This is a genomic window from Cellulomonas sp. HD19AZ1, assembly GCF_004535805.1.
GTDB lineage: Bacteria > Actinomycetota > Actinomycetes > Actinomycetales > Cellulomonadaceae > Cellulomonas > Cellulomonas iranensis.
Window position 1 is genome coordinate 500,744 of sequence record NZ_SPHX01000002.1, and the last position, 23,354, is coordinate 524,097.

General features: G+C 77.0%; 18 protein-coding genes. 9 read left to right on the forward strand and 9 right to left on the reverse strand.

Annotated features, from left to right (window positions below; translation table 11 throughout):
- On the reverse strand, window positions 1-525 hold the full coding sequence (gene ilvN, locus E4A51_RS05830) for an acetolactate synthase small subunit (RefSeq protein WP_046527871.1): 525 nt from the start codon (window positions 523-525) through the stop codon (window positions 1-3).
- 13 nt (window positions 526-538) lie between these two features.
- The gene (locus tag E4A51_RS05835) at window positions 539-2,404 is read right to left on the reverse strand and encodes an acetolactate synthase large subunit (protein WP_134851120.1); all 1,866 of its coding nucleotides are present in this window, start codon (window positions 2,402-2,404) and stop codon (window positions 539-541) included.
- Window positions 2,405-2,767: 363 nt separating this feature from the next.
- Between E4A51_RS05835 and E4A51_RS05840 the strand changes: the two genes are divergently transcribed.
- On the forward strand, window positions 2,768-3,433 hold the full coding sequence (locus E4A51_RS05840) for a hypothetical protein (protein ID WP_134851121.1): 666 nt from the start codon (window positions 2,768-2,770) through the stop codon (window positions 3,431-3,433).
- Window positions 3,434-3,439: 6 nt separating this feature from the next.
- Here the strand turns inward: E4A51_RS05840 and E4A51_RS05845 are convergent, their stop codons facing one another.
- Complete coding sequence (locus E4A51_RS05845; RefSeq protein ID WP_370297484.1) at window positions 3,440-4,345, reverse strand: UbiA family prenyltransferase; 906 nt, start codon at window positions 4,343-4,345, stop codon at window positions 3,440-3,442.
- Here E4A51_RS05845 and E4A51_RS05850 point away from each other — a divergent pair.
- The 3 genes from E4A51_RS05850 to E4A51_RS05860 are packed head-to-tail and all read left to right on the forward strand — an operon-like array spanning window position 4,276 to window position 7,152.
- Complete coding sequence (locus E4A51_RS05850; protein ID WP_305038341.1) at window positions 4,276-5,538, forward strand: type III polyketide synthase; 1,263 nt, start codon at window positions 4,276-4,278, stop codon at window positions 5,536-5,538. The two genes, E4A51_RS05845 and E4A51_RS05850, sit on opposite strands and share 70 nt — an antisense overlap.
- Window positions 5,532-6,056, forward strand: a complete 525-nt coding sequence (locus E4A51_RS05855) for an isoprenylcysteine carboxyl methyltransferase family protein (RefSeq protein ID WP_206119951.1) — start codon at window positions 5,532-5,534, stop codon at window positions 6,054-6,056. Before E4A51_RS05850 ends, E4A51_RS05855 begins: the two co-directional genes overlap by 7 nt.
- Before the next feature lie 46 nt (window positions 6,057-6,102).
- Window positions 6,103-7,152, forward strand: a complete 1,050-nt coding sequence (locus E4A51_RS05860; protein WP_087508212.1) for an NAD(P)/FAD-dependent oxidoreductase — start codon at window positions 6,103-6,105, stop codon at window positions 7,150-7,152.
- Between the two features lie 16 nt (window positions 7,153-7,168).
- On the opposite strand, the gene E4A51_RS05865 is transcribed toward E4A51_RS05860, so the two are convergent.
- Window positions 7,169-7,750, reverse strand: a complete 582-nt coding sequence (locus tag E4A51_RS05865) for a pyridoxamine 5'-phosphate oxidase family protein (protein WP_070319267.1) — start codon at window positions 7,748-7,750, stop codon at window positions 7,169-7,171.
- A gap of 65 nt (window positions 7,751-7,815) precedes the next feature.
- Window positions 7,816-9,543 carry an alpha-glucosidase gene (locus E4A51_RS05870; RefSeq protein ID WP_070319275.1) on the reverse strand — a complete coding sequence of 576 codons (1,728 nt, stop codon included), beginning with the start codon at window positions 9,541-9,543 and terminating at the stop codon, window positions 7,816-7,818.
- 179 nt (window positions 9,544-9,722) lie between these two features.
- On the opposite strand from E4A51_RS05870, the gene E4A51_RS05875 reads away from it, so the two are divergent.
- From E4A51_RS05875 to E4A51_RS05895, 5 genes are all read left to right on the forward strand, one after another.
- Complete coding sequence (locus E4A51_RS05875) at window positions 9,723-10,349, forward strand: TetR/AcrR family transcriptional regulator (protein WP_070319268.1); 627 nt, start codon at window positions 9,723-9,725, stop codon at window positions 10,347-10,349.
- A 28-nt stretch (window positions 10,350-10,377) separates the two neighbouring features.
- Window positions 10,378-11,379: a DUF5692 family protein gene (locus tag E4A51_RS05880; RefSeq protein WP_240696394.1), complete on the forward strand. Its 1,002-nt coding sequence runs from the start codon at window positions 10,378-10,380 to the stop codon at window positions 11,377-11,379.
- A 159-nt stretch (window positions 11,380-11,538) separates the two neighbouring features.
- Window positions 11,539-12,558: a hypothetical protein gene (locus E4A51_RS05885; RefSeq protein WP_134851123.1), complete on the forward strand. Its 1,020-nt coding sequence runs from the start codon at window positions 11,539-11,541 to the stop codon at window positions 12,556-12,558.
- A 51-nt stretch (window positions 12,559-12,609) separates the two neighbouring features.
- Window positions 12,610-14,355, forward strand: a complete 1,746-nt coding sequence (locus tag E4A51_RS05890; protein ID WP_134851124.1) for a serine/threonine-protein kinase — start codon at window positions 12,610-12,612, stop codon at window positions 14,353-14,355.
- Window positions 14,356-14,464: 109 nt separating this feature from the next.
- Entirely contained in the window at window positions 14,465-16,090 is a 1,626-nt protein-coding gene (locus E4A51_RS05895) for a methyl-accepting chemotaxis protein (RefSeq protein ID WP_134851125.1), read from the forward strand.
- Here the strand turns inward: E4A51_RS05895 and E4A51_RS05900 are convergent.
- The 4 genes from E4A51_RS05900 to E4A51_RS05915 are packed head-to-tail and all read right to left on the reverse strand — an operon-like array spanning window position 16,059 to window position 23,347.
- Window positions 16,059-18,311 (reverse strand): transglutaminase-like domain-containing protein, encoded by a 2,253-nt coding sequence (locus tag E4A51_RS05900; RefSeq protein ID WP_134851126.1) that lies wholly within the window; start codon window positions 18,309-18,311, stop codon window positions 16,059-16,061. The two genes, E4A51_RS05895 and E4A51_RS05900, sit on opposite strands and share 32 nt — an antisense overlap.
- Window positions 18,308-19,504 (reverse strand): DUF58 domain-containing protein, encoded by a 1,197-nt coding sequence (locus E4A51_RS05905; protein WP_134851127.1) that lies wholly within the window; start codon window positions 19,502-19,504, stop codon window positions 18,308-18,310. Before E4A51_RS05905 ends, E4A51_RS05900 begins: the two co-directional genes overlap by 4 nt.
- 10 nt (window positions 19,505-19,514) lie before the next feature.
- On the reverse strand, window positions 19,515-20,483 hold the full coding sequence (locus tag E4A51_RS05910; RefSeq protein ID WP_070320881.1) for a MoxR family ATPase: 969 nt from the start codon (window positions 20,481-20,483) through the stop codon (window positions 19,515-19,517).
- Window positions 20,480-23,347 (reverse strand): fibronectin type III domain-containing protein, encoded by a 2,868-nt coding sequence (locus E4A51_RS05915; protein WP_134851128.1) that lies wholly within the window; start codon window positions 23,345-23,347, stop codon window positions 20,480-20,482. The genes E4A51_RS05910 and E4A51_RS05915 overlap by 4 nt, the downstream gene beginning before the upstream one ends.
- Window positions 23,348-23,354 lie beyond the last annotated feature (7 nt).

The window sequence follows — 23,354 nt, forward strand, 5'->3', positions numbered from 1 at the left end:
TCAGGCGGACCGGCTCACGCGCTCGAGCGCGCGGTCGGTGATGGACCGCGAGCCGCGGCCGATGGCGACCGTGCCGGACTGCACGATCTCACGGATGCCGAACGGCTCGAGGGCCGCCAGCAGGGCGTCGAGCTTGCCCGGGCCGCCGGTCGCCTCGATGACGACCGTGTCGGGCACGACGTCGACGACGTGCGCCCGGAACAGCTGCACGACCTCGAGCACGTGCGTGCGCTGCGACACGTCGGCCTTGACCTTGACGAGCAGCAGCTCGCGTTGGACCGACGCCGCGTCCTCGAGCTCGACGATCTTGATGACGTTGACCAGCTTGTTGAGCTGCTTGGTCACCTGCTCCAGCGGCAGCGCGTCGACGTCGACGACGACCGTGATGCGGCTGATCTCGGCGTGCTCGGTCGGGCCGACGGCCAGCGAGTGGATGTTGAAGGACCGGCGCGCGAACAGCCCCGCGACGCGCGTGAGCACGCCGGGCTTGTTCTCGACGAGGACGGACAGGGTGTGGCGGGTCATCGCGGTTCCTTCCTCAGTCCTCGCGGTCCCACGCGGGGCTGATGCCCCGCGCGTACTGGATGGCGTCGTTGCTGACGCCGGCGGCGACCATCGGCCACACCATCGAGTCGCGCGAGACCGTGAAGTCGACCACGACGGGGCGGTCGTCGATCTCCATCGCGCGCTTGATCGTCGCGTCGACGTCGGCCTTGGTCTCGCACCGCAGGCCCACGGCGCCGTACGCGTCGGCGAGCTTGACGAAGTCCGGGACTCGCGCCGTGCCGTGGCCCGTGTGCAGGTCGGTGTTGGAGTAGCGCGACTCGTAGAACAGGGTCTGCCACTGGCGGACCATGCCGAGCGAGCTGTTGTTGACCACCGCGACCTTGATGGGGATCTCGTTGATCGTGCAGGTCGCGAGCTCCTGGTTGGTCATCTGGAAGCAGCCATCGCCGTCGATCGCCCAGACGGTGCGCGACGGGTCGCCGACCTTCGCGCCCATCGCGGCGGGCACCGCGAAGCCCATCGTGCCCAGGCCGCCGGAGTTGACCCAGGAGCCGGGCCGCTCGTAGCGGATGAACTGCGCGGCCCACATCTGGTGCTGCCCGACGCCTGACACGAAGATCGACTCGGGGCCGGAGATCTCGCCGATGCGGGTGATGACGTGCTGCGGCGCGAGCAGGCCGTCGGTGGGCTCGTCGTAGCCGAGCGGGAACGTCGCGCGCCAGTCGTCGAGCTGCTTCCACCACGCCTCGAGGTCGGGCCTGCCGTGCTGGGCGTGCTCGCGCTCGAGCTCGGGCAGCAGGTCGGCGATGACCTCGCGCAGGTCGCCCACGATCGGGACGTCGGCGCGCTTGTTCTTGCCGATCTCGGCGGGGTCGATGTCGGCGTGCACGACGGTCGCGCCCGGTGCGAACGACGCCAGCAGGCCCGTCACGCGGTCGTCGAACCGCGCACCGAGCGCGACCACGAGGTCGGCCTTCTGCAGCGCGGCCACCGCGGCGACCGTGCCGTGCATGCCGGGCATGCCGAGGTGCTGCGGGTGCGAGTCGGGCAGCGCGCCGCGGGCCATGAGGGTCGTGACGACCGGGGCGCCCGACGCGTCGGTCAGCCGGCGCAGCAGGTCGGACGCGCCCGCGCGGATCACGCCGCCGCCCACGTACAGCACCGGCCGGCGCGAGGTCGCGAGCAGCCGCGCGGCCTCGCGGATCTGCTTGGCGTGCGGCTTGGTGACCGGGTGGTAGCCGGGCAGGTTGACGTCCTGCGGCCACGAGAACGTGGTCTGCGCCTGCATCGCCGACTTGGCGATGTCGACGAGCACGGGGCCGGGGCGTCCCGACGACGCGACGTGGAACGCCTCGGCGATCGTGCGCGGGATGTCGTCGGGGTCGGTCACCAGGTAGTTGTGCTTGGTGATCGGGAGCGTGATGCCGACGATGTCGGCCTCCTGGAACGCGTCCGTGCCGATCATCGACGCACCGACCTGGCCGGTGATCGCGACCATCGGCACCGAGTCCATGTTGGCGTCGGCGATCGCGGTGACGAGGTTGGTCGCGCCCGGGCCCGACGTGGCCATCGTGACGCCGACCTTGCCCGAGGCGTACGCGTAGCCCGCGGCCGCGTGCCCGCCGCCCTGCTCGTGCCGCACGAGGACGTGGCGCACGCGCGAGGAGTCCATGAGCGGGTCGTAGGTCGGCAGGATCGCACCGCCCGGGATCCCGAACACGACCTCGACGCCGGCCTCCTCGAGGGACCGGACGATCGACTGCGCGCCCGTGACCTTCTCGGGGCCGATGCGCCGATCGGCCGCCGGCGCGTCACCCTGCCGGGGCGTCGCCTCGGCGGCCGGGCGCACGGGGCGCACGGCAGCGCGCGGTGGTGCGGGATGGGGACCCTGAGCCATCGTCGTCTCCTGCGGGTCGAGTGCGGGTGTGGTCGTCCGGTGCGGGGTGCGCCGGGCGGCTGCCGGGCACGAAAAAGCCCCTCGACCCGGGCACCGGGATGGACGAGGGGCGAGCGCGCGCGACGAGCGACCTGTGCGGTGGCGTCAGCCGGCGCGCTCAGGAAGTACTACGAGGATCATCTGCACGTCGGCGACCCTACGCCTGTCCCGTGCGGGTGTCACATCCCTCACCTCTCGTCTCACATCGTGGTTCACACGTCCATGGCGTGGAACGTCGACCCGGACCGCCGCGCCTCGGCGGGTCACGCGCCCGGCCTGGTGCCCCCGCCCCCTAGCGTGGACGCACGCGACAGGGAGGCCACCATGACGACCACGACCGCCCGCCGGCTGCTCGCCGCGGCGACCACGCTCGGCCTGGGCGCCGCCCTCGCGGCGTGCGCCGACGACCCCGCGCCGACGTCGACCGCCACGACGACCGTCTCCGCCACGCCCACCCCCACGGGCACGTCGTCCCCGACGCCGACGCCGACCGGCACGGCACCGACCGGCGCCGCCACGCCCGGCGCCGCCGAGCCGACGGACGGGCTCGACGGCTTCGCCGCGCCCGGCACCGAGCTCACGTCCGAAGGGGACGCCTCGCTCTACGTCGTCACCGGGGTGCGCACCGGCGAGCACGAGGGGTACGACCGGGTCGTCTACCAGCTCGAGGGCGGCACCGGCACGCCCGGCTACCGCGTGCGGTACGTCGAGCGCGCGGTCGAGGACCCGAGCGGCGCCGTCCGCCAGGTCGACGGCGACGCGATCCTCCAGGTCACGCTCCTGGGCACCACCTACCCGACGCAGGACGGGCTGCAGGAGTTCTCGCAGGACCTGCGGCCGGACGACGGCGACGTCGAGCACGTCGTGCGCCCCCTGACGTTCGAGGGCATGACCGACTCGTTCGTCGGCGTCGACGACGGGCCCCGCGCGTTCCGGGTCCTGGTGCTCGCCGACCCCGTGCGCGTGGTCGTCGACGTCGAGGACCGCTGACGCGCGTCAGACCACGGCGCGCGACGTCCCCGACAGGCCGAGCACCACGACGCACAGCACGGCCACGACCATCGCGAGCGTGAACGGCGCGCGGCTGCGCCCGCGGCGCAGGCCGACCAGCCCGGCGACCACGCCCACCAGGACCGCCACGACCCCGACCGTCGCGGCAGCGGCGCGCGGCGGCCCCGGCGGCCCGAGCACGGCCACCACGACCGCCACCGCGAGGACCGCCGGCGCCAGCACGCTCGCCGCGCGCCGACCCAGCCGGTGCGGCAGGCCCCGCACGCCCGTCGCGGCGTCGTCCTCGAGGTCGGGCAGGACGTTCGCGAGGTGCGCGCCCACGCCGAGCAGCGCACCGACCGCGAGCAGCCACCCCGCCGGCCTGCCCGGCCCGGGCAGCGCGAGCACGACGAACCCCGGGAGCAGCGCGAACGCGAGCGCGTACGGCAGCCAGGACGCCGCCGTCGCCTTGAGCCCGAGGTTGTACGCCCAGCCCGCCGCGACCGCGACGAGGTGCGTGCCCGCGGCGAGCGCTCCCGTCGGCAGCGACGCGAGCACCGACACCACGACCGCCGCGACCGCGGCGCCGCGCAGCAGCCGGGCCGTCACGGTCCCCGCGACCACCGGCTTGTCCGCGCGCGCCACGGCGCGGTCGCGCGCGGCGTCGAGCCAGTCGTTCGACCAGCCGATCGACAGCTGGCCCGCGAGCACGACGACGAGCACGAGCAGCACGGTGCGCGGCGGCGCCGCGAGCCCGACCGCCAGCGCCGTTGACAGACCCGTGACGACGACCGTCGGTCCGGCGTGGGACGCGCGGACCAACCCCGCGAGGGTCCTGCCGGGTGCGGCCCGCCGGGCCGGGTCGCGACGCAGCGCGCGGTCGGGGTCGGTGGTCGTCGACGGCTCGCGCACGACGCGACGCTAACCCGCGGCACCGCGGTGCGCGCGGCCTGCGGGCGACCTGCGCGCGACCTGCGCTCCCCCGCGCGGGCACCGCCGCCGCGTGCCACGATGCCGGGATGTCGCACCTGCTGGCCGTCGCCCCCGCGCTGCCGGGGCCGCCGCGCTCGCAGCACAAGATCCTCGACGTCGTCGCGCCGCTCGTCGCCGCGGGCGACGCACGCACCGAGGCGCTCGCGCGACGCCTGCACGCCGGCTGCGGCGTCCGCACGCGGCACCTCGCCCTCCCCCTCGAGCGGTACGGCGAGGTCCGCGACTTCGGGCAGGCCAACGACCTGTACCTCGAGCTGGCCACCGAGCTCGCCGCGCGCGCCGCGGCCGACGCGCTGGACCGGGCCGGGCTGTCCGCGCAGGACGTCGACCTCGTGTTCCTCACGTCCGTGACGGGCGTCGGCGCCCCGTCGGTGGACGCGCTGCTCGTCGACCGGCTCGGCCTGCGGCGCGACGTCACGCGCGTGCCGTCCTTCGGCCTCGGGTGCGCGGGCGGCGCGGCCGCGCTCGCCCGCACGCACGACCACCTCACGGGTCACCCGCACGACGTCGCGCTCGTCGTCAGCGTCGAGCTGTGCTCCCTCACGCTGCAGCCCGACGACCCCAGCCCCGCGAACCTCGTCGCGAGCGGCCTGTTCGGCGACGGCGCCGCCGCGGCCGTGCTCGTCGGCGACGACCACCCCGCCGCGGCGGTCACCACCGGCCCCCGCGTCGTCGCGGTCGGCAGCCGCCTCTACCCGGGCACCGCCGACCACCTCGGCTGGCGGGTCGGCGCCTCGGGGTTCCGCATCGTGCTGTCCGCGGGGCTGCCCGACGTCGTGCGCGCGGGCGTCGCGGCCGACGTCGAGGGTCTGCTCGCCGCGCACGGCCGCAAGCCGGGCGACGTCACGCGCTGGGTCGTGCACGCGGGCGGCCCGCGCATCCTCGACGCCGTGCAGGACGCGCTCGGCCTGCCCGCCGACGCGCTCGACGCGAGCCGCGCGTCGCTCGCCGACGTCGGCAACCTGTCGTCCGCGTCGGTGCTGCACGTGCTCGACCGCACGCTGCGTGCGGGGACGCCCGCGGGCTCCCCCGGCGTGCTGCTCGCGTTCGGGCCCGGCGTCGGCCTGGAGATGGTGCTGCTCGAGTGGTCCACGGGAGGACACGGGTGCTGACCGTCTACCTGGTGGTCGTCGGCCTCACGGCCGTCGAGCGCGTCGCCGAGCTCGTCGTGTCGACGCGCAACGCCCGCTGGTCGTTCGCGCGCGGCGGTGTCGAGAGCGGCCGCGGGCACTTCCCCGCGATGGTCGCGCTGCACACCGCGCTGCTCGTCGCGTGCGTCGTCGAGGTGCTCGTCGCCGACCGGCCGTTCCTGCCGTGGCTGGGGTGGCCCGCGCTCGCGCTCGTCGTCGCGAGCCAGGGGCTGCGGTGGTGGTGCATCGCGACGCTCGGGCCGCGGTGGAACACGCGCGTGATCGTCGTGCCCGACCTGCCGCTCGTGGACCGGGGGCCGTACCGCTGGCTGCGCCACCCGAACTACGTCGCGGTGGTCGTCGAGGGGATCGCGCTGCCGCTCGTGCACACGGCCTGGGTCACGGCTCTCGTGTTCACGCTGCTCAACGCGGTGCTGCTGGCGCGGTACCGGATCCCCGCGGAGGAGCGCGCGCTGCGCGCGGCGACCGTGGGCGCGTGAGCGCGGGGCGACGCGCGGCGCGGCCGTCGCGCGGCGGGCCGGTGCCGTGACGGACACCGACGTGCTCGTGGTGGGCGGCGGCCCCGTGGGCCTGGCCGCCGCGGTCGAGGCGCGCCGCCGCGGGCTCGACGTGGTCGTGCTCGAGGCCCGCGACGGCACGGTCGACAAGGCCTGCGGCGAGGGGCTGATGCCGGGTGCGCTGCGCCTGCTGCGCGCGTGGGACCTCGACCCCGCGGGGCACGTGCTCGCGGGGATCAGCTACCGCACGGCGAGCGGTCACGTCGACCACGCGTTCCGCGGCACCCCCGGGCGCGGCGTACGGCGCACGGTCCTGCACGACGCGCTGCGCGCCCTCGCGGCCGACGTCGGCGTCGTCGTCGTCCCGCGCCGCGCGCACGACGTGCGGATCACGCCCGCGGGTGTCGACGTCGACGGCCTGACGGCTCGCCACCTGCTCGCGTGCGACGGCCTGCACTCGACCGTGCGCCGCCGGCTGGGGCTCGAGCCCGCGTCCGAGCCGCCGACGGAGCGCGCCCGCGAGCGCGTCGCGGGCCGACGCCGCTACGGCCTGCGGCGGCACTACCGCGTCGCCCCGTGGAGCGACCTCGTCGAGGTGCACTGGGCACCGCACGCCGAGGCGTACGTGACGCCCGTGGCCGACGACCTCGTGGGCGTCGCGGTGCTCGGCCCGCGCGGCACCGACCTCGACGCGACGCTCGCCGCGCTGCCCGAGCTCGCGGACCGGCTCGCCGGCGCGGCCCCCGCGAGCACCGTGCGCGGCGCCGGGCCCCTGCGGCAGCGCGCGACGCGTCGCGCGCTCGGGCCCGTGCGGCTCGTGGGCGACGCGTCGGGCTACGTCGACGCGCTCACGGGCGAGGGGCTGCGGGTCGGGTTCGCGCAGGCCCGCGCGGCCGTCGCGACGCTCGACGACCCGGCGGCGTACGAGCGCGCGTGGCGTGCGGCGACGCGCGAGTACCGCGTGCTGACGACGGGGCTCGTCGCGTGGGCGAGGTCGCCGCTGCGGCCCGCCCTCGTGCCCGCGGCGCGGCACCTGCCGGCGCTGTTCGGCGGGGTCGTCGAGCGCCTGGCCCGGTGACCGCCGCGCGGCGGTCTCACGCGTCCGGCGGCTCGGGGTCCATGTCGAACCCGGGCAGACCGTCGACGCTCGTGCGGTTCCAGAGCCGCCGGTACGCCGCGCGCCCCTCCGCCCCCTTGCGCTCCATGAACGGGGGCAGCAGGTCACGCTCGCCGACGTGCGACATCAGCGGGACCCCGTACCCGCAGGAGTCCGAGACGCGCTCGACGTCGACGACGATCACGGCCCGGGCGCCACGCGACTCGTCCAGGCCGCCCTCGAACCGTCCGAGCAGCTCGTCGAAGCCCTCGTCGTAGAGCGTCACGAACCGGCCGCGGCCGTGCAGGCGCACGATGTCGGGCGGCCCCTCGAACGCGCAGAACATCAGCGTGATCCGCCCGTCGTCGCGCAGGTGCGCGATGGTCTCCGAGCCCGACGCCGTCAGGTCGACGTACGCGACCGTGCGCTCGTCGAGCACCGCGAACGTCCCGCCGACCCCCTTGGGCGACACGTTGACGTGACCGCCCGGCCCGCTGGGGGCCGTCGCGACGAAGAACACGTGCTGCGCCAGCAGCCACGTGCGCATGCGCTCACCGATGTGCTCGTGCACCTTGCCCATGCGCGCATGGTGGCACCGACCGCCCGAGCGCGGCGTCGTGCGTCCGCCCTGCGGCTCGCACCGCCCTACGCGGCGCGGCGCACCCAGGCCTCCCAGGGGCGCAGCGTGACGCGCCCCGCGACCACCGCCGAGGGCTCGGCGAGGTTGCCCAGCACGAGCGACGCGTCGTGCCACCCCTCCCCCAGCTCGACCGTGCGCTCGTCCCCGGTGAAGTTGCCCACGACGAGCAGCCGCGAACCGTCGAGCGAGCGCTCGAACGCGTAGACGTGCGGGTCGTCCGGCAGCAGCATCGTGAAGTCGCCCAAACGCACCACGGGGTCCTCGTGGCGCAGCGCGACCAGCCGCCGGTAGTGGTGGAAGACCGAGCGCGGGTCGGCGCGCTCGGCCTCGGCGTTGACCTCGACGTGGTTCGGGTTCACGGGCAGCCACGGCGTGCCGGTCGTGAAGCCCGCGTGCGCGGTCGCGTCCCACTGCACGGGCGTGCGGGCGTTGTCGCGGCTCATGGCCGCGAGCCCCGCCAGCAGCCGCTCGTCGGGCACGTGCCCGAGCGCGCGCTGCTCGGCGGCCCACCGCACCGACTCGATGTCGCGGTACTCGTCGAACGACGTCAGGTGCGCGTTCGTCATGCCGAGCTCCTCGCCCTGGTAGACGTACGGCGTCCCGCGGTGCAGGTGCAGCACGGTCGCGAGCATGGTCGCCGAGTCGCGGCGGTGCGCGCCGTCGTCGCCGAACCGCGACACGACGCGCGGCTGGTCGTGGTTGTCCCAGTAGAGCGAGTTCCACCCGCGCTCGGCCAGGCCGGCCTGCCACCGCCCCAGCACGGCCTTGAGGTCGCGCAGGTCGAGCGGCACGGGGTCGAACTTGCCGCCCGGTCCGTGGTCGAGGCCGACGTGCTCGAACGTGAACACCATGTCGAGCTCGCGCCGCGCGGGGTCGGTGAGCAGCACCGCGTCGTCGACCGTCGCACCGGGCGTCTCGCCCACCAGCAGCAGGCCGTCGCGGCGCCCCTCGAACACCTCGCGGTGCATCTCCTGCAGGTACTCGTGCAGGCGCGGGCCGTTCGTGTACTGCGCCGTGCCGTCCCCCAGCGCACCGTGGGTCACCGGGCCGTCCGCGAGGCCGCCGTCGGCGTCCACGACCTTGGATACCAGGTTGATGACGTCCATGCGGAAGCCGTCGACCCCGCGGTCGAGCCACCAGCGCATCATCGCGTAGACCGCCTCGCGGACCTCGGGGTTCTCCCAGTTGAGGTCGGGCTGCTTGCGGCTGAACAGGTGCAGGTAGTACTCGCCCGTCGCCTCGTCGAGCTCCCACGCGGGCCCGGAGAAGAACGACGCCCAGTTGGTCGGCTCGGCGCCGGGGGTGCCCGGTTCCATGCCGTCGCGGGCCGGCCGCCACCAGTACCAGTCGCGCTTCGGCGAGTCGACCGACGCGCGCGACTCGACGAACCACGGGTGCTCGTCGCTCGTGTGGTTGACCACGAGGTCCATGACGACCTTGATGCCGCGCGCGTGCAGCGCCGCGACCACCTCGTCGAGGTCGTCGAGCGTGCCGAACAGCGGGTCGACGTCCTGGTAGTCGCTGATGTCGTACCCGTTGTCGTCCTGCGGGCTGCGGTACAGCGGCGAGAACCACACGACGTCGACGCCGAGCTCGGCGAGGTGGTCGACGCGCCGCAGCACGCCCCGCAGGTCGCCGACCCCGTCGCCGTCGGAGTCCTGGAAGGACCGCGGGTAGATCTGGTAGACGACCGCACCGGTCCACCAGGGGGCGTCGTCGACGGTGAAGGTCATGCGCGGCAGCTCCTCGCCCGAGGCGTCGTGGGGACGGTCCGACGCTCGCACGGCGCCGCGCGCGACGCACGTCGTCCGCCGCGGCGCCCGGGGCACCCCGGCGCCGCGCTGGGCCGTCCGGGCGATCCCGGGACCTCGGTCCCCCGCCGCGTTGACACATCGTCAATAGCGTCCTCCTCATGAGCACCGAGCAGCGACGGGTCGTCAAGGCCCCCGACGTCCGACGCGACGAGATCGTCCGCGCCGCACGTGAGCTGTTCGCCGATCAGGGCGTCCGCAGCACGACGTTCCAGCACGTCGCCGACCGCGTCGGCGTCACCCGCGGGCTCGTCTACCACTACGTCGGCGACATGGAGACGCTCGTCGGCCTCGTCATCGACGCCTGCATCGACGACTTCGTCGCCGACCTGCGCGCGTGGGACGCGGCCCGGCGCCCCGGCGACGTCGACGGCGCGGTCGTCGAGTGCGTCGCGCTGTTCCGCCGCCACGTCCCGACCCGCCGCCGGGGCGACGGCAGCAGCCCCCGCACCGCGACGCCCCTGCCGCGGTTCGACGACGCCGCACTCTCGGTGCAGTTCCTCGACCGGGCGGTCGAGGCGCTCGTCGACACCCTCGAGGTCACGACGATCCCCGCCTACGCGGCCCGGCACACGATCGAGATCGCGCACGTGCGCGCCACGTTCGTGGTGCTTGTGCACGGCCTCATCGCACTGGTCCGATCCCAGCCCGACACGCCTGACGACGTGCTCGCCACGCTCGTGCGCCAGACGTTGCGACTGGCACCCAACGACCCTGCCGCGTCCTAGCGGTCAGGGCGCACGTCGAAGGAGAGACATGTTCCTGTTCGAGAGCATCACGCCGCTCCAGGCACTGATGTTCGTCGTGGTCCTCGCGGGCCTCATCGGCCTCAACGAGATCTCGCGACGCGGCAAGGTGGCCGGGCTCGCGCTGTTCGTCGCGCTGCCCCTGGTCCTCACGGTCTTCGTGTGGCCGCACACCGCGGGCGCGGGGTCGTCGACCGGGTCGTGGTTCCACTGGGTCAAGGTGTACTCGGCGCTCGCCGGCTGCCTGGGCTTCATGCTCATCCGGTACGTGCCGCGCCTGGCCGCGAACAGGTGGATGCTGCTGTTCCCGCCCGCGATCCTGTCGATCAACATCCTCGAGGCCGTCATCCGTGACTTCCAGGTCTCGGGCATGCAGGAGGGCGTCGTCGACGGCGTCATGATGGTGCCCGGCCCGTGGAACGTCATGAACGGCGTCGCCGGCATCCTCAACATCGTGACGATCTGCGGCTGGGTCGGCATCTACGTCAGCCGCGACAAGACCAAGGACATGATCTGGCCGGACATGCTCTGGTTCTGGATCGTCGCGTACGACCTGTGGAACTTCGCCTACGTCTACAACTGCGTCGGCGACCACGCCTTCTACGCCGGCGCGGCGCTGCTGCTCTCGTGCACGATCCCCGCGTTCTGGCTGCGCCGCGGCGCGTGGCTCCAGCACCGCGCGCACACGCTCGCGTTCTGGATGATGTTCACGATGGCCGTCCCGGCGTTCGTCACCGACTCGCAGTTCTCGGTGCAGTCGTCGCACTCCCCCGCCGCGCTCTTCACGGTGTCGGCGCTGTCGCTCGCGGCCAACGTCGCGGTCGTCGTCTACCAGGCCCGCCGCCTGCTGACGCGCCGCCTCAACCCGCTGCGCGACGAGCTGTGGACCGACCTGCCGGCGTACCGCCGCGTGGTCGAGAACATCCCCGGCTACCGGCTCGCCGGTGCCGGCGCCCCCGTCGCTGTCACGACGGGCGCAATCGCGGAGCCCGAGGTCGTCGCCCCGCGCTGACCCACCCCGCGCCGACCCACCCCACGACGCCGGGTCCGGGCACGTCCCGGGCCCGGCGTCGTCGTGCGTCCCGGAACGTTCCACCCCGCCGGGGCTCGCCCGCGACGCGCCCCGTCGGCGAGGCTGCTGCCAGACCCGAGCCGAGCCAGGGGGCCCACCATGACCGACGCGTTCCACGGTGCCGACGTCGCCGCGCTGCGCACGCAGGCCGTCGCGCTGCACGACGCCGCGCAGACGCTCGTGACGTGCGCGCAGCGCACCGGCCGCGGGCTCGACGCCCTCACGTGGGCCGGCCGCGACGCCGACCGCGCCCGGACCGCGTGGCAGACCGAGCAGGTGCCCGCGCTGCTGCGCACCGCGCACGCGCTCGGCGAGGCCGCGCTGCGGCTGCTCGACGAGGCCGACGCGCAGGAGTCCGCGAGCGCCGCGACCGGGGTCCCGGGCGGCGCGACCGAGGGCCCGGGCGGCGCGGCCCCGACGCCGGGCAGCGGCCCGGGCGCGGCCGTGCCCGCCCCTGCGCCCGCCGGCACGGGCACGGCGACGGGCGCAGGCACGTCGTGGGCGGACGTCCGCGCGCAGGTCGACCGCGCGCACGACGTCGTGTCCGACGCGCTCGGCCGGCTCGGCACCGTCACGACGGCGGCGGACGCGGCGGCCGTCGCGGCGGCGCTCGGCCGCTGGGACAACGTCACGCTCGGCTCGTCGTACCGCGTGCTCGACCAGGCGGTCGGGATCATGCAGGACGCGCACATCGGCCCCGCGGTCGGCGGCGTGCTGCAGGGCGCCGCGGCGCTGGGCGTCGCGTCGGACGCGTACGGCGCGTACCGCGCGCACGGCGCGGGCGACCTGCACGGCACGGTCGACAACGCGGTGTCCGCGGTGCTGGGCGCGGGGTCGTTCGTGCCCGGCTGGGGCCTGGGCAGCGCCGCCCTCGGCGCGTCGTGGCAGGTCGGCACCGCCGTGGGCACGGCCGCGAACGACGCGATGCAGGGCACCGACTTCCACGCGCGGTTCACCGACCGCATGGACGCCGCGTTCGACCTCGGCGGCGCGTGGGGCATGCTCAACACGCCCGGTGCGCTGATCGTCACGGGTGCCGAGGAGGTCGGCCTGCGCGCCCGTGCGCTGTGGGACGGCCTCACCGGTCCGGCCGACGGCACGCTCGACGGCCGCCGCTAGTCTCGGTCGCGGGGGACGCCGGGCACCGGCGCGGGGCGGGGACGAGGAGCGATGGACGACGACGAGCTGTGGGCGCCCACGCCGACGCGCACGACCCGGGTCGACGTCGACCTCGGGCTGCCCGGGTACACCGACCTGCGCGAGGTCGCCCGCGGCGGCGACTCGGTCGTCTACCGCGCGCACCAGCCCGCGCTGCACCGCGACGTCGCGATCAAGGTCCTGCTCGAGACCGACCCCGCCACGCGTGCGCGGTTCGCGCGCGAGCTCGAGATCACCGTGCGGCTGGGGCGCCAGCACCCGCACGTCGTGACCGTGCTCGACACCGGGACCACCGCGCAGGGCCACCCGTGCCTCGTCATGGACTTCCACGACCTCGGCTCGCTGCACGACCGCCTGCGCAGCCACGGCCCGCTGCCCGTCGCGGAGGTCGTGGCCGCGGGCACCGCGGTGGCCGACGCGCTCGCGTTCGCGCACGCGCACGGCGTGCTGCACCGCGACGTCAAGCCGCAGAACGTGCTGCTGCTGCCCACGTCGTACGTCCTGACGGACTTCGGCATCGCGCGCATGGCGGACGCGGGGCACACCGCGTCGCTCGAACGCTTCAGCTACCGGCACGCGTCGCCGCAGGTGCTCGACGGGCTGGAGCCCACGGCCGCCGACGACGTGTGGTCGCTCGGCTCGACGCTCTCGACCCTGCTCGACGGGCGCGCGCCGTTCGCCGCGCCCGACCCGGACGACGACACCGCGCTGGGCTACCTGCGGCGCGTGCGCACGGGCGAGCGGCGTCCGGTGCGGCGCGACGACGTGCCCGCCGCGCTGCTCGCGGTCGTCGACCGGTGCCTCGCCCCGGCGCGCGAGGACCGGTTCGCGTCCGCCGCGGACGTGCACGCCGCGCTGCTCGCGCTGCCGACCGAGACCCGGTCCTGGTCGCCGGGCGGCGCGCCGGCCACGCCCGCGCCGTCGCCGACGGACGCCGCGCGGCGCGCGGCCGCCGAGGCTGCCACGCCAGCGGGGGCGGCCGCTGCCCCCGCCGTCGACCCCGCGCCCGGCACCGGGACGCCCGCCACGTCGGACGCCGCGCCCGCCGCCGCACCCGTGGCCGCCCGGGGAGGCGCCCTCCCCCCGCTGGAGCTGCCGCCCGTCCAGCCCGAGGACGACCGGGCGCTCGCCCCGTCGGCGCTCTCGCTGCTGCACGCCCCGGTCCCGGCGGCCGTGGGCGCCGACGACGAGGCCACGGGGCTGCACCCGGCTCCCCCGGGGCTGCCGCCACGCACGGCCGACGCCCCCGACGCGACGGCCGGCGGCGGACGCGGCGGCTGGGTGCGCGTCGCGGCGTTCGTGGGCGGCGCGATCCTGCTGGGCAGCGCGGTCGGCGTGGGCGTGACCACCTGGGCGTCGGCGCGGCAGGCGCCCGGGACCGCGCAGCCGACGCCCTCGCCCACGCCGACGGCCGCCGAGGTGCCGGTCCGCGAGGACCCCGTGCCGTCGCCGACCGGCCCGCTGCAGCCCGAGGTGTCCGACCCGGGGGTCACCCCCACCGACCTCGTGGCCGTGGACCGCGGCACGAGCGTCGAGCTGAGCTGGGGCGACCCGACGGGCGGCGGGGCGACGTTCGTCGTCGTCGACCCGCTCGACGACCCGCCGCGCGCGCTGGTGTCGCTGCCCGCGGGCGCGACCACGTACACGGTCGAGGGCGTCGACCCGCAGTCGCCGCGCGTGTGCCTGCGCGTGGTCGCGATCCTCACCGAGGACACGCAGCGCCGGGGCATCTCCGACGAGGCCTGCGTGGACCGGTAGGGGCGGAGGTCCCCGGTCGGCCACGTTCACCCGTCCGTGTCCCTCAGACGCCGCGGGCGGCGCCGATGGGTGAGACGCACCTCGCGTCCCACGCCCCCGGAGGCACCCCATGAGCACGTCCCGCCCTCGACGTCTCCGCTTCGACGACCGCAGCGTGCGCACGCGCGTCTTCACGATCGCGGCCGTGCTCATGCTGGGCCTCGTCGTCGTCGCGACGACGTCGCTGCAGGGCGCCGCCCGCGTCGCGGCGCTGCGCGACCGCGCGGACGACGCGGTCGCCGTGCAGGCGCGGGTCGAGGCCGGCCGGTACGGCATGCTCTGGGCCGCCGACTACCTCGCGATCATGGCGTGGTCGTCGCGCGTCGACGGCGGGGACGTCGCCGCCGCGACCGGCGGCGACACCATGGCCGGCTACACGCAGGGCATCTCCGAGTTCCGCGACAACGTCGTCGACCTCGACCCCGCGACGCTCGACGCCGACGGCCGCGACGCGCTCGCGGCCATCGACGCGGCGTGGCAGGGCTACGTCGACGCCGACCAGAAGATCTTCGCGGCGTGGCGCGACGGCCGTCTCGACGAGGGCGACGCGACCTGGCAGGGCGAGCGGTGGGACGCGTACTTCGTGGTCGCGGGCGCGCTCGACGACCTGCGCGCGGCCGTGCAGGCCCAGGTGGACGACCTCGACGCGCAGGTCCTCGCGACCGAGACCCGCAGCCGCTGGCTGACGATCGCGACCGCGCTCGTCGCGCTCGTCGCGGGCGGCACGCTGGCCTGGTTCGTCTCGGGCGGCATCATCCGCCGCCTGCACGCCGTGCGCGGCGCGCTGCAGCGCCTCGCCGAGGGCGACCTGACGGTGCGCGTGCCCGCGGACTCGCAGGACGAGGCCGGGCAGATGGCGCGCGCCCTCAACGAGGCCGCCGAGCGGGTCGCCGCGCTCGTGCGCGACATCACCACGACGACCGCCGCGCTCACGAGCGCGAGCGAGGAGCTCACGCAGGTGTCGACCGCGGTCGCGGCGGCCTCGGACCGTGCCTCGCGGCAGGCCGGCGAGGTCACGACCGCGGCCGCCGGCGTCTCGACGAACGTCCTCACGGTCGCGTCGGGCTCGCACGAGATGGAGACGTCGATCCGCGAGATCTCGCGCAACGCGACGCAGGCCGCGCAGGTCGCCGCGACCGCGGTCGACGCCGCGGGCCGCACCGACACCACGGTCGTGAGCCTCGCCGAGTCCAGCGAGGAGATCGGCAACGTGGTGCGGCTCATCACGGCGATCGCCGACCAGACGAACCTGCTCGCGCTCAACGCGACCATCGAGGCGGCACGTGCGGGCGAGGCGGGCCGCGGCTTCTCGGTCGTGGCCGGCGAGGTGAAGGAGCTCGCGCAGCAGACGTCGCGCGCGACCGACGAGATCTCCCGGCGCATCGAGGCGATCCAGTCCGACTCGCGCGGCGCGGCCGACGCGATCCGGGAGATCGCGCAGATCGTCGGCTCGATCAACGACTACCAGATGACGATCGCGTCGGCCGTCGAGGAGCAGACCGCGACGACCAACGAGTCGGGTCGCAACATCACCGAGGCCGCCGCGGGCTCCGAGGCGATCGCGGCGCACGTGGCCGACGTCGCGGACGCGACGCAGGAGGTCGCGGGCGGCATCGCGCAGGCCCGCGAGCGCATCGACGGGCTCGCGACCCTCGCGCAGGCGCTCAGCGCGCAGGTCGCCCGGTTCCGCTGCTGACGCGCGACCGGGGCGCGCGCGGCGGCGGGGCGAGCCACCACGTGAGCCGCCGGGCGGGACGCGCGCCCCGGCGCAGCAGCCGCTCGACCTCGCGGGCCTGCTGCCACGCCGCCGCGTCGTCCGTCGCGGCGCCGGGGCCGAACGCGGCGGCCTCCGCGCGCCGCGCGAGCCCGGACGCGTCGACACCCGTGAGCGCGGCCATCCGCTCCGCGAGCCGGGGTGACGTCGCCGCCCCGGGCGGGGGGCCGTCGCGCAGCGCGAGCGCCTCGGCCGCGTGCTGCCACGCCCCGACGGCGCCCGCGGCGCGCAGGCGGCGTCGCCTTACGACCCGCAGCGCGGCCAGCGCGGCCGCGGTGCCGGCCCCGGCCGCACCGAGCACCACGACGAGCGCGAGCGCCACGACACCGAGGGCCGCGCCCCCGGCGGCGTCGCGCGGCGGCACGTCGGCGTCCGGGTCGGGTGCCGGCGCGTCCTGCGGCGCGTCGACGGGCACGTCGTCCTCGACGGGGGTCCCCGCGTCCTGCTGGCGCGCGTCCGGTGCGACGCCCGTGGCCGTCGCCGCGTCGGGCGACGGGTCGAAGCGCACCCAGCCCGTGCCCGCGAGGTACACCTCGGCCCACGCCCGCACGTCCGCGCCGCGCACGTCGCGCGGTGCGGCGTCGTCCTGCGCGGCGCCGCCCGGCACCGCGAACCCCAGCACGACGCGCGACGGCAGCCCGACGGCGCGCGCGAGAACCGCGAACGCGCCCGCGAACTGCTCGCTCGTGCCGACCTGGCCGCCGTCGGCGCGGTCGGCGAACAGGAACTCGCGCAGGCGCGCGTACGACGAGCCGCTGACGGCGTCGACCGCGAGCTCGCGGTCGGCCCGCACGGTGTCGGCGAGCAGCGTGGCCTGGTCGAGCCGCGAGTGCGCGCCGGCGACGACGTCCTGCGCGTAGCGGCGCAGGTCCGGCGGCACGCGGTCGAGGCGCAGGTAGCGCTCGACCTCGGCACCGCCGGGCACGCCCGCGCCGGCCGCCCGGGCCGCGTCGGGCGCGTCGACCTCGCCGCGCACGCGGTACGTCAGCCCCGCGGGCAGGCGCCCGTCGGGCGTGGGCGGCACCGCGAGGACGCCCGTGTCGGCGTCGACGAGCGCGCGCGGCGCCGTCGTCGCGACCACGTCGCCGGCCGACGGCAACCACGGGCCGGGCGACCCCGACGGCCCGGCGAGCGCCGCGAGCTCGACCTCGACGTCGACCGCCGACCGCGCGCGGCCCGGTGCGAGCGAGGGCTCGACGACCGTCCCGACCGCGCGCAGGTCGAGGTCGGCCGACCACCCCGTGCCGTCGAAGTCCGGCAGCGCGACCCACGTGAGGTAGCCCGGGTGCGTGCCCGCGACGCGCAGCACCGTCGCGTCGGCGTCGGTCTGCCAGCGGGACAGCTCGGCGAGCGGGTGCACGGCCGGCGCGGGGACGCGCGGCGGCGCGACGTGCTCGCGCGGCTCGAACGCGCGCCCCGTGACCGCGCCCGCGCTCGCGACGCCGACGGCCGCGACGAGCGCGACGACGACGAGCCCGGCGACGCCACCGGCGCGCCACCGCGTGCGGGGGCCGCGCGCCGCGTGCCCGAGCCGGGGCGCCTCGCGCTCGCGCGCGACCGCGTCGCCCCCGAGCAGCACCCACCCCGCGGCCGCGACCGCGACGAGCGCGACCGCGACGACGCCGCGGTCCGCCGCGCCGGCCGTGAGCAGCAGCGCGGCGGCGTAGAGGACGCTCGCCCCGACCAGCGGCGCGACGCGTGCCGGTGCGCGACGTCCGAGCGCGAGCGCGACGCCCAGCGCGACGAGCGCCGCGAGCACGACCAGCGGCAGCGCGAGCAGCGGTGCGGCGGGGCGCGGTGCCGTGAGGAGCCGCGCGACCGCGTCGGCGACGGGTGCGAGCGCGGCGGCGGCACCCGTCGAGCGCCACGCGTCGTCCGTGCCGTCCGGCAGCGGCACCGCGCCGACCCGCGCGACGGAGGCCGCGACGACCAGCACGAGCGCGACGACCGCCGTGCCCGTCGCCCACGCGGGCACGCGCAGGCGCCGCGCGAGCGCGACGAGCCCGAACGGGACGAGCACGGCGCCCGCGAGCGGCGCGAGGACCACGGGTGACGTGAACGCGGCGGCCGTCGGCACGCACGCGAGCAGCAGCAGCGCGCACGCCCACGCGGTCACCGCGAGGCCCGCACCGCGCGCGCTCACCGCGCCACCGCCAGGTCCCAGCCGCGCAGCAGGTCCTCGGCGCGCGGCCCGCGCACGACGGTCGCGGCGCCCGACGCGCCGAGCACGCGCTCGGGAACGGGGTCGACGACGAGCAGCAGGCAGGTCGCCGCACCGCGCCCGGCGAGCAGGAGCGCGGGCAGCGGCGCGCGGTGGCCCGTGACCACGGCGAGCACGTCCACGACCGCCCCGCCGCCCGGCGGCACGGCGACCGCTGCGTCGAGCGACGCCTCCCGCGGGCCGCCCGGCGCGACGACCGTGAGCCGGTCCGCGGCGTGCGCCGCCGCGCGCAGCGGCTCGCCCGAGCCGGGCACGCCCGCGGGCGCCTCGACGTCGAGCCGGCCGGTGAGCGTCACGCAGCGCACCGGGACGCCGTCGGCCGCGCACGCCTGCACGAGCGACGCCGCGACGTCCACGGCCTCCTCGAAGCCGTCGCCCGCGGCGTCGTCGCCGTACGCGGCGGCGCGGTCGTCGAGCAGCACCGTGAGGTGCGGCTGCGCAGGGTCGGCGTCCTCGCGGACCATCGGGGTGCCGACGCGCGCGGTGCTCGCCCAGTGCAGGCGGCGCAGGTCGTCGCCGGGGACGTACTCGCGCAGCCCCACGAGGTCGGTGCCCCCGTGCTCGACGCGCTCCTGGGTGCCGACGTGCCCGCGGCGGCGCCCGGGCGGCGGCGCGGACGCGGCGAGGAGCCGCGGCACGACCTGCAGCGTCGACGAGCCGCCGCGGCGCTCGCGCGCACGGGCGAGGTCGGCCAGCCCGCGGCGCTCGAGCACGAACGGCCCGACCGGGACGAGCCCGCGGCGGTCCGTCGGCACGGGCACCTCGACCTCCCCCGTGCCGCGCGGCGCGAGGCGCACGGGTGCGAGCGGCAGCGCGCGGCCCGCGACGTGGTCGGTGCCCGCGACCTCGAGCGGGAGCCACGGCGAGGCGTTGCGCAGCGCGACGTGCGCGGCCGCCGGGGCGAGCCGCGGCGTGCGCGCGGGCTCGACGCGGTGCGTGACGTCGAGCGGCGTCGGCAGCGCGAGCCCGACGAGCGCGGCGAGCACCAGCCCGAGCGCCGCGACGCCGAGCGCGACGAGCCCCGGGTAGCGCGCGAGCAGGCCGAGCACGAGCGCCGCGACGCCGAGCACGGTCAGCACCGTGCCGCGCGCCGTGGGACGCAGACCGCGGGACACGTGCCGCGCCTCAGACGGCCGCGGGCCGCGGCACCTCGACGGCCTCGACCGCCGCGGCCACGACGTCGGCGGCGGTCGTGCCCTCGAGCAGCGCCTCGCGCGTGAGCACGAGACGGTGCTCGAGCACGGCGTGCGCGACGCGCTGCACGTCGCTCGGGACGACGTAGTGCCGCCCCTGCGCGGCCGCCTGCACCTGGCCCGCGCCGACGAGCGCACGCAGCGCGCGCGTGCTCGCGCCCAGGCGTGTGCGTGCGTCCTCGCGCGTCGCCTCGCCGAGCGCGCGCACGTAGCGCAGCAGGGGGTCGGCCACGTGCACGGCGCGCAGGTCGCGCACGAAGCGCGCGACCTCGTCGGGGCTCGTGACGACCGGGACGCTCGCGACGTCGCCCGCGCTCGACCCGGGCCGCAGCACCGCGAGCTCGTGCTCGAGGTCCGGGTAGCCCAGGCTCACGCGCAGCAGGAACCGGTCGAGCTGCGCCTCGGGCAGCCGGTACGTGCCGTCGAGGTCGACGGGGTTCTGCGTCGCGACCACGAGGAACGGGTCGGGCACGGTGTGCGTCGTGCCGTCGGCCGTGACGGTGCGCTCGGCCATGACCTCGAGCATGGCCGACTGCGTCTTGGCGGCGGCGCGGTTGATCTCGTCGGCCAGCAGCACGTGCGAGAACACCGGCCCGGGGCGGAACCGCACCTCGCCGGTGGCGGGGTCGAGCACGCTCGTGCCCGTCACGTCGGCCGGCAGCAGGTCGGGCGTGAACTGGATGCGGCGCGACGTGCCGCCGAGCGCCGCGGCGACCGCGCGCGCGAGGGTCGTCTTGCCGGTGCCGGGCACGTCCTCGAGCAGCACGTGCCCGCCCGAGAACAGCGCGGCGACCACGAGCTCGACGACGGGCCGCTTGCCGTGCACGGCGTGCTCGACCGCGTCGACGACGCGCCCGTGCAGCACCCGGAAGTCGGCGACGGTGGTGACGGCGTCGGTCATGCGGGGCTCTCCTCGGTCGGGGCGTGCGGGCTCGGCGGTGCGGTCGGTGCGGCGTCGTCCGTGGCCGCCGCGGCGGGGCGGGTGCGCAGGCGTGCGGCGCGCAGCGCACCTGCGGCGAGCAGGAGGCCCGCACCGGCCGCGGCGAGCGGCGGCCGCTCGGGCCCCACGGGAAGCCGCGGGGTCCACGGCAGCGGCACGACGACCACGTCGGGGTCGCCGGGCGTGATGCTCACCGGCTGGGTGCAGATGCCGGTGTTCGGGTTGCAGTACGCCCACGTGTTGCGCGGCGGCACCTGCTCGGTCACCGAGGCGGACGTGACCGTTCGGCCATCGACGTTCTCGGCCCGGACGGCGACGGTCACGGAGCCCCCGGAGAAGCTGCCGAGGTGCACCGCACCCCCGGAGCACGACACGCTGCCCGCGGCGGCTCCGTTGACGACGAGCGTGCAGCCGCCCTGGTGCGCCGCCCACGACGCGGGGGGCGAGAGCTGCGCGGACATCGGGACGTCGGGGTCGCCCAGGCCGGGGGTGCCGTAGTGGACGTAGGCGACGACCGAGTCGCCGTCGGCGGGCGGCGGCAGGGGCGGCGCGGGGACGCTCACGCCCGTGCTCGCAGCGGGCCCGGCCCCGACGCCGTTGGCGGGCGTGACGGTCACGGTGAGCGTGCCGCCGTCGGTGCACAGGGGCTGCCCGCCGCAGGGCACGCTCAGGGTCGCGCCCGTCGCGGCGGTCGTGGTCGAGCCGCCCGTGCCGCCGCCCGACCACGCGACCGCGTACCCGCTCAGCGGCGAGCCGTTGTCGGCGGGGGCCCCCCAGGACACGTCGACCGTGAGCACGTCGCCCGCGCGGCCCGCGAGCGCGGCCGCGAGGCCGCCGACGCCGCCCGGGGGGCCCGCGACCGTGACCGCGTTCGACGGGGCCGACGCGGCGGTGAGGCCCTCGCGCTGCGCCTGCACGACGAACCGCACACCGGCGCCGGGCGGCAGGTCGCGCAGCACGAGCGAGGTCGCGTCGCCCGACGTCGTGGTGGTCGACCCGCCCTCGGGGCCGACGAGGTAGGCGTCGACCGGGGTGCGCGACGCGGTCCACGACACCGTGACCGACCCGTCGCCGCCCGCGACGGCCGTGACGCCCGTCGGGGCGGCGGGCGCCTGCGGCGGGCACGCGGGCGTCGTGACGGCCGCGCTGGTGGCCGCGGCCGAGCGCTCGGCACCCGCGACGGCCTCGACCGAGAACGTGACCCGCGTGCCGCACACGACGCCGCGCACGGTCGCCGTGGTGGCGCCGCCGCCGACCTCGACGGGCGCGACGCCCGCGACCGACGTGCGGACCACGTGGTCGTCGGCGGGCGGCGTGCCCGCACGCCACGTCACGGTGACGTCGGTGAGCCCCGCGGCGTCGGGCGTGCCCAGGGTCGCGACGACCGCCGACGGGCGCCCCGGCGGCGCGTCGGGCGTCGGGGTCGCGGTGCCGGTCGGGGTGGGGGTCGGCGTCGGGGTGCCCGGCGGGCGCCCCGTCGGCTCGCCCGTCGGCGCACCCGTGGGCGTCCCGACCGGGAGCGTCGGGGTGCCGCCCGGCGTCGGTGCGTCGGGTGCACCGGGCGGCGGCTCGGGCGCGCCGACCGGCGGGACGCCCGGGTCGGCGCCCGGGGGCGGCGCGCCCTGGTCGGGACGCTGCGGCTGCGTCGGCTGCTGCGGACGCTGCGGCGGCACGGCGGCCGACGGGCCTGCCGCCGTGTCGCGCGGGTCGTGCACGGGCGCGCCGGAGCGCCCGGTGTCGATCGCGCGCGTGCTGCCGTCGGCCTCGACGACCACGGCGCGCGCGCCGTCCTCGGTGTGCACGACGAGGCGCCCGTCGTCGACCAGGAGGCGCGGGTCGCGACCGCCCGGCACGACGACGTCGGCGCGGGCGCGCGTGCCGTCGGGCCGCAGCACGACCACGCGTCCGGCGCCGGTGCAGGGCACGTACACGAGGCCCGCGAAGACCGCGGGGCGTCCCGGGCGCTCGCACCCGAGCGCGCCGACGCCGACGTCGAGGATCCGGTCCCCCGCGAGCATGACGACCGCCGAGCGGCCGGGCACGCCCGCCGGTGCGAGGTCGGTCGGCGAGGAGTCCGCGGGGAGCACCTCGCCCGCGAGGTCGGGCACCGCGACCGCGAGGTCCCGGCCGACCCCGACCTGCAGCACGGCGCCGCCGTCGGGCGCGAACAGCGTCACGCCGCGCTCGTGCGGCAGCAGGCGCGTGCCGGAGCCCGCGCCCCGCACGGGCCGCGGCTCGCCGACGTCGAAGCGCTCGTCGGCGGGCTTCCAGGTCACCTGCTGCAGGTCACCGCCCGCCGTCACGACCCACACCGTGCCGCGCGCGTCGACGACCGCGTCGGCCAGCGCGCCGCCCACGCGGTGCGGCGTGCCGAGGTCCTTGAGCGTCAGCGGGTCCACCGCGCGCACGACCCCGCTGCCGGGCGTCACGAGGTACACCAGGCCGCCGCCGACCAGCACGCGGGCCGGCTCGCCGCTCGTGCGCTGACCGCTCGCGAGCAGCGTCGCGAGGTCGATGCTCGTGAGGCTCCCGGTGCGGCCGTCGCCGACCACGAGCACGCCGTCGCGCTGGCTGATGTCGAGCTCGGCGCCGGGGCCGGCGACCTGCAGCCGACGCTCGGCGCGGCCCGTGCCGGGGTTGATCTGCACGACCTGACCGGTCTGGTCGTCGGGCAGCCACGTCACGCCGTCCGACATCGTGACCACGGTGCTGGCCACGCCCGAGCCGAGCGCGGCGCCCAGCACGAGCGCGGCGCCCGTGACGGCGACGCCGGCCTCGGCGAAGCCGCGCTGGCGGTCGCCCGGACGGCCCAGCAGGCGCCTCATCAGGCCG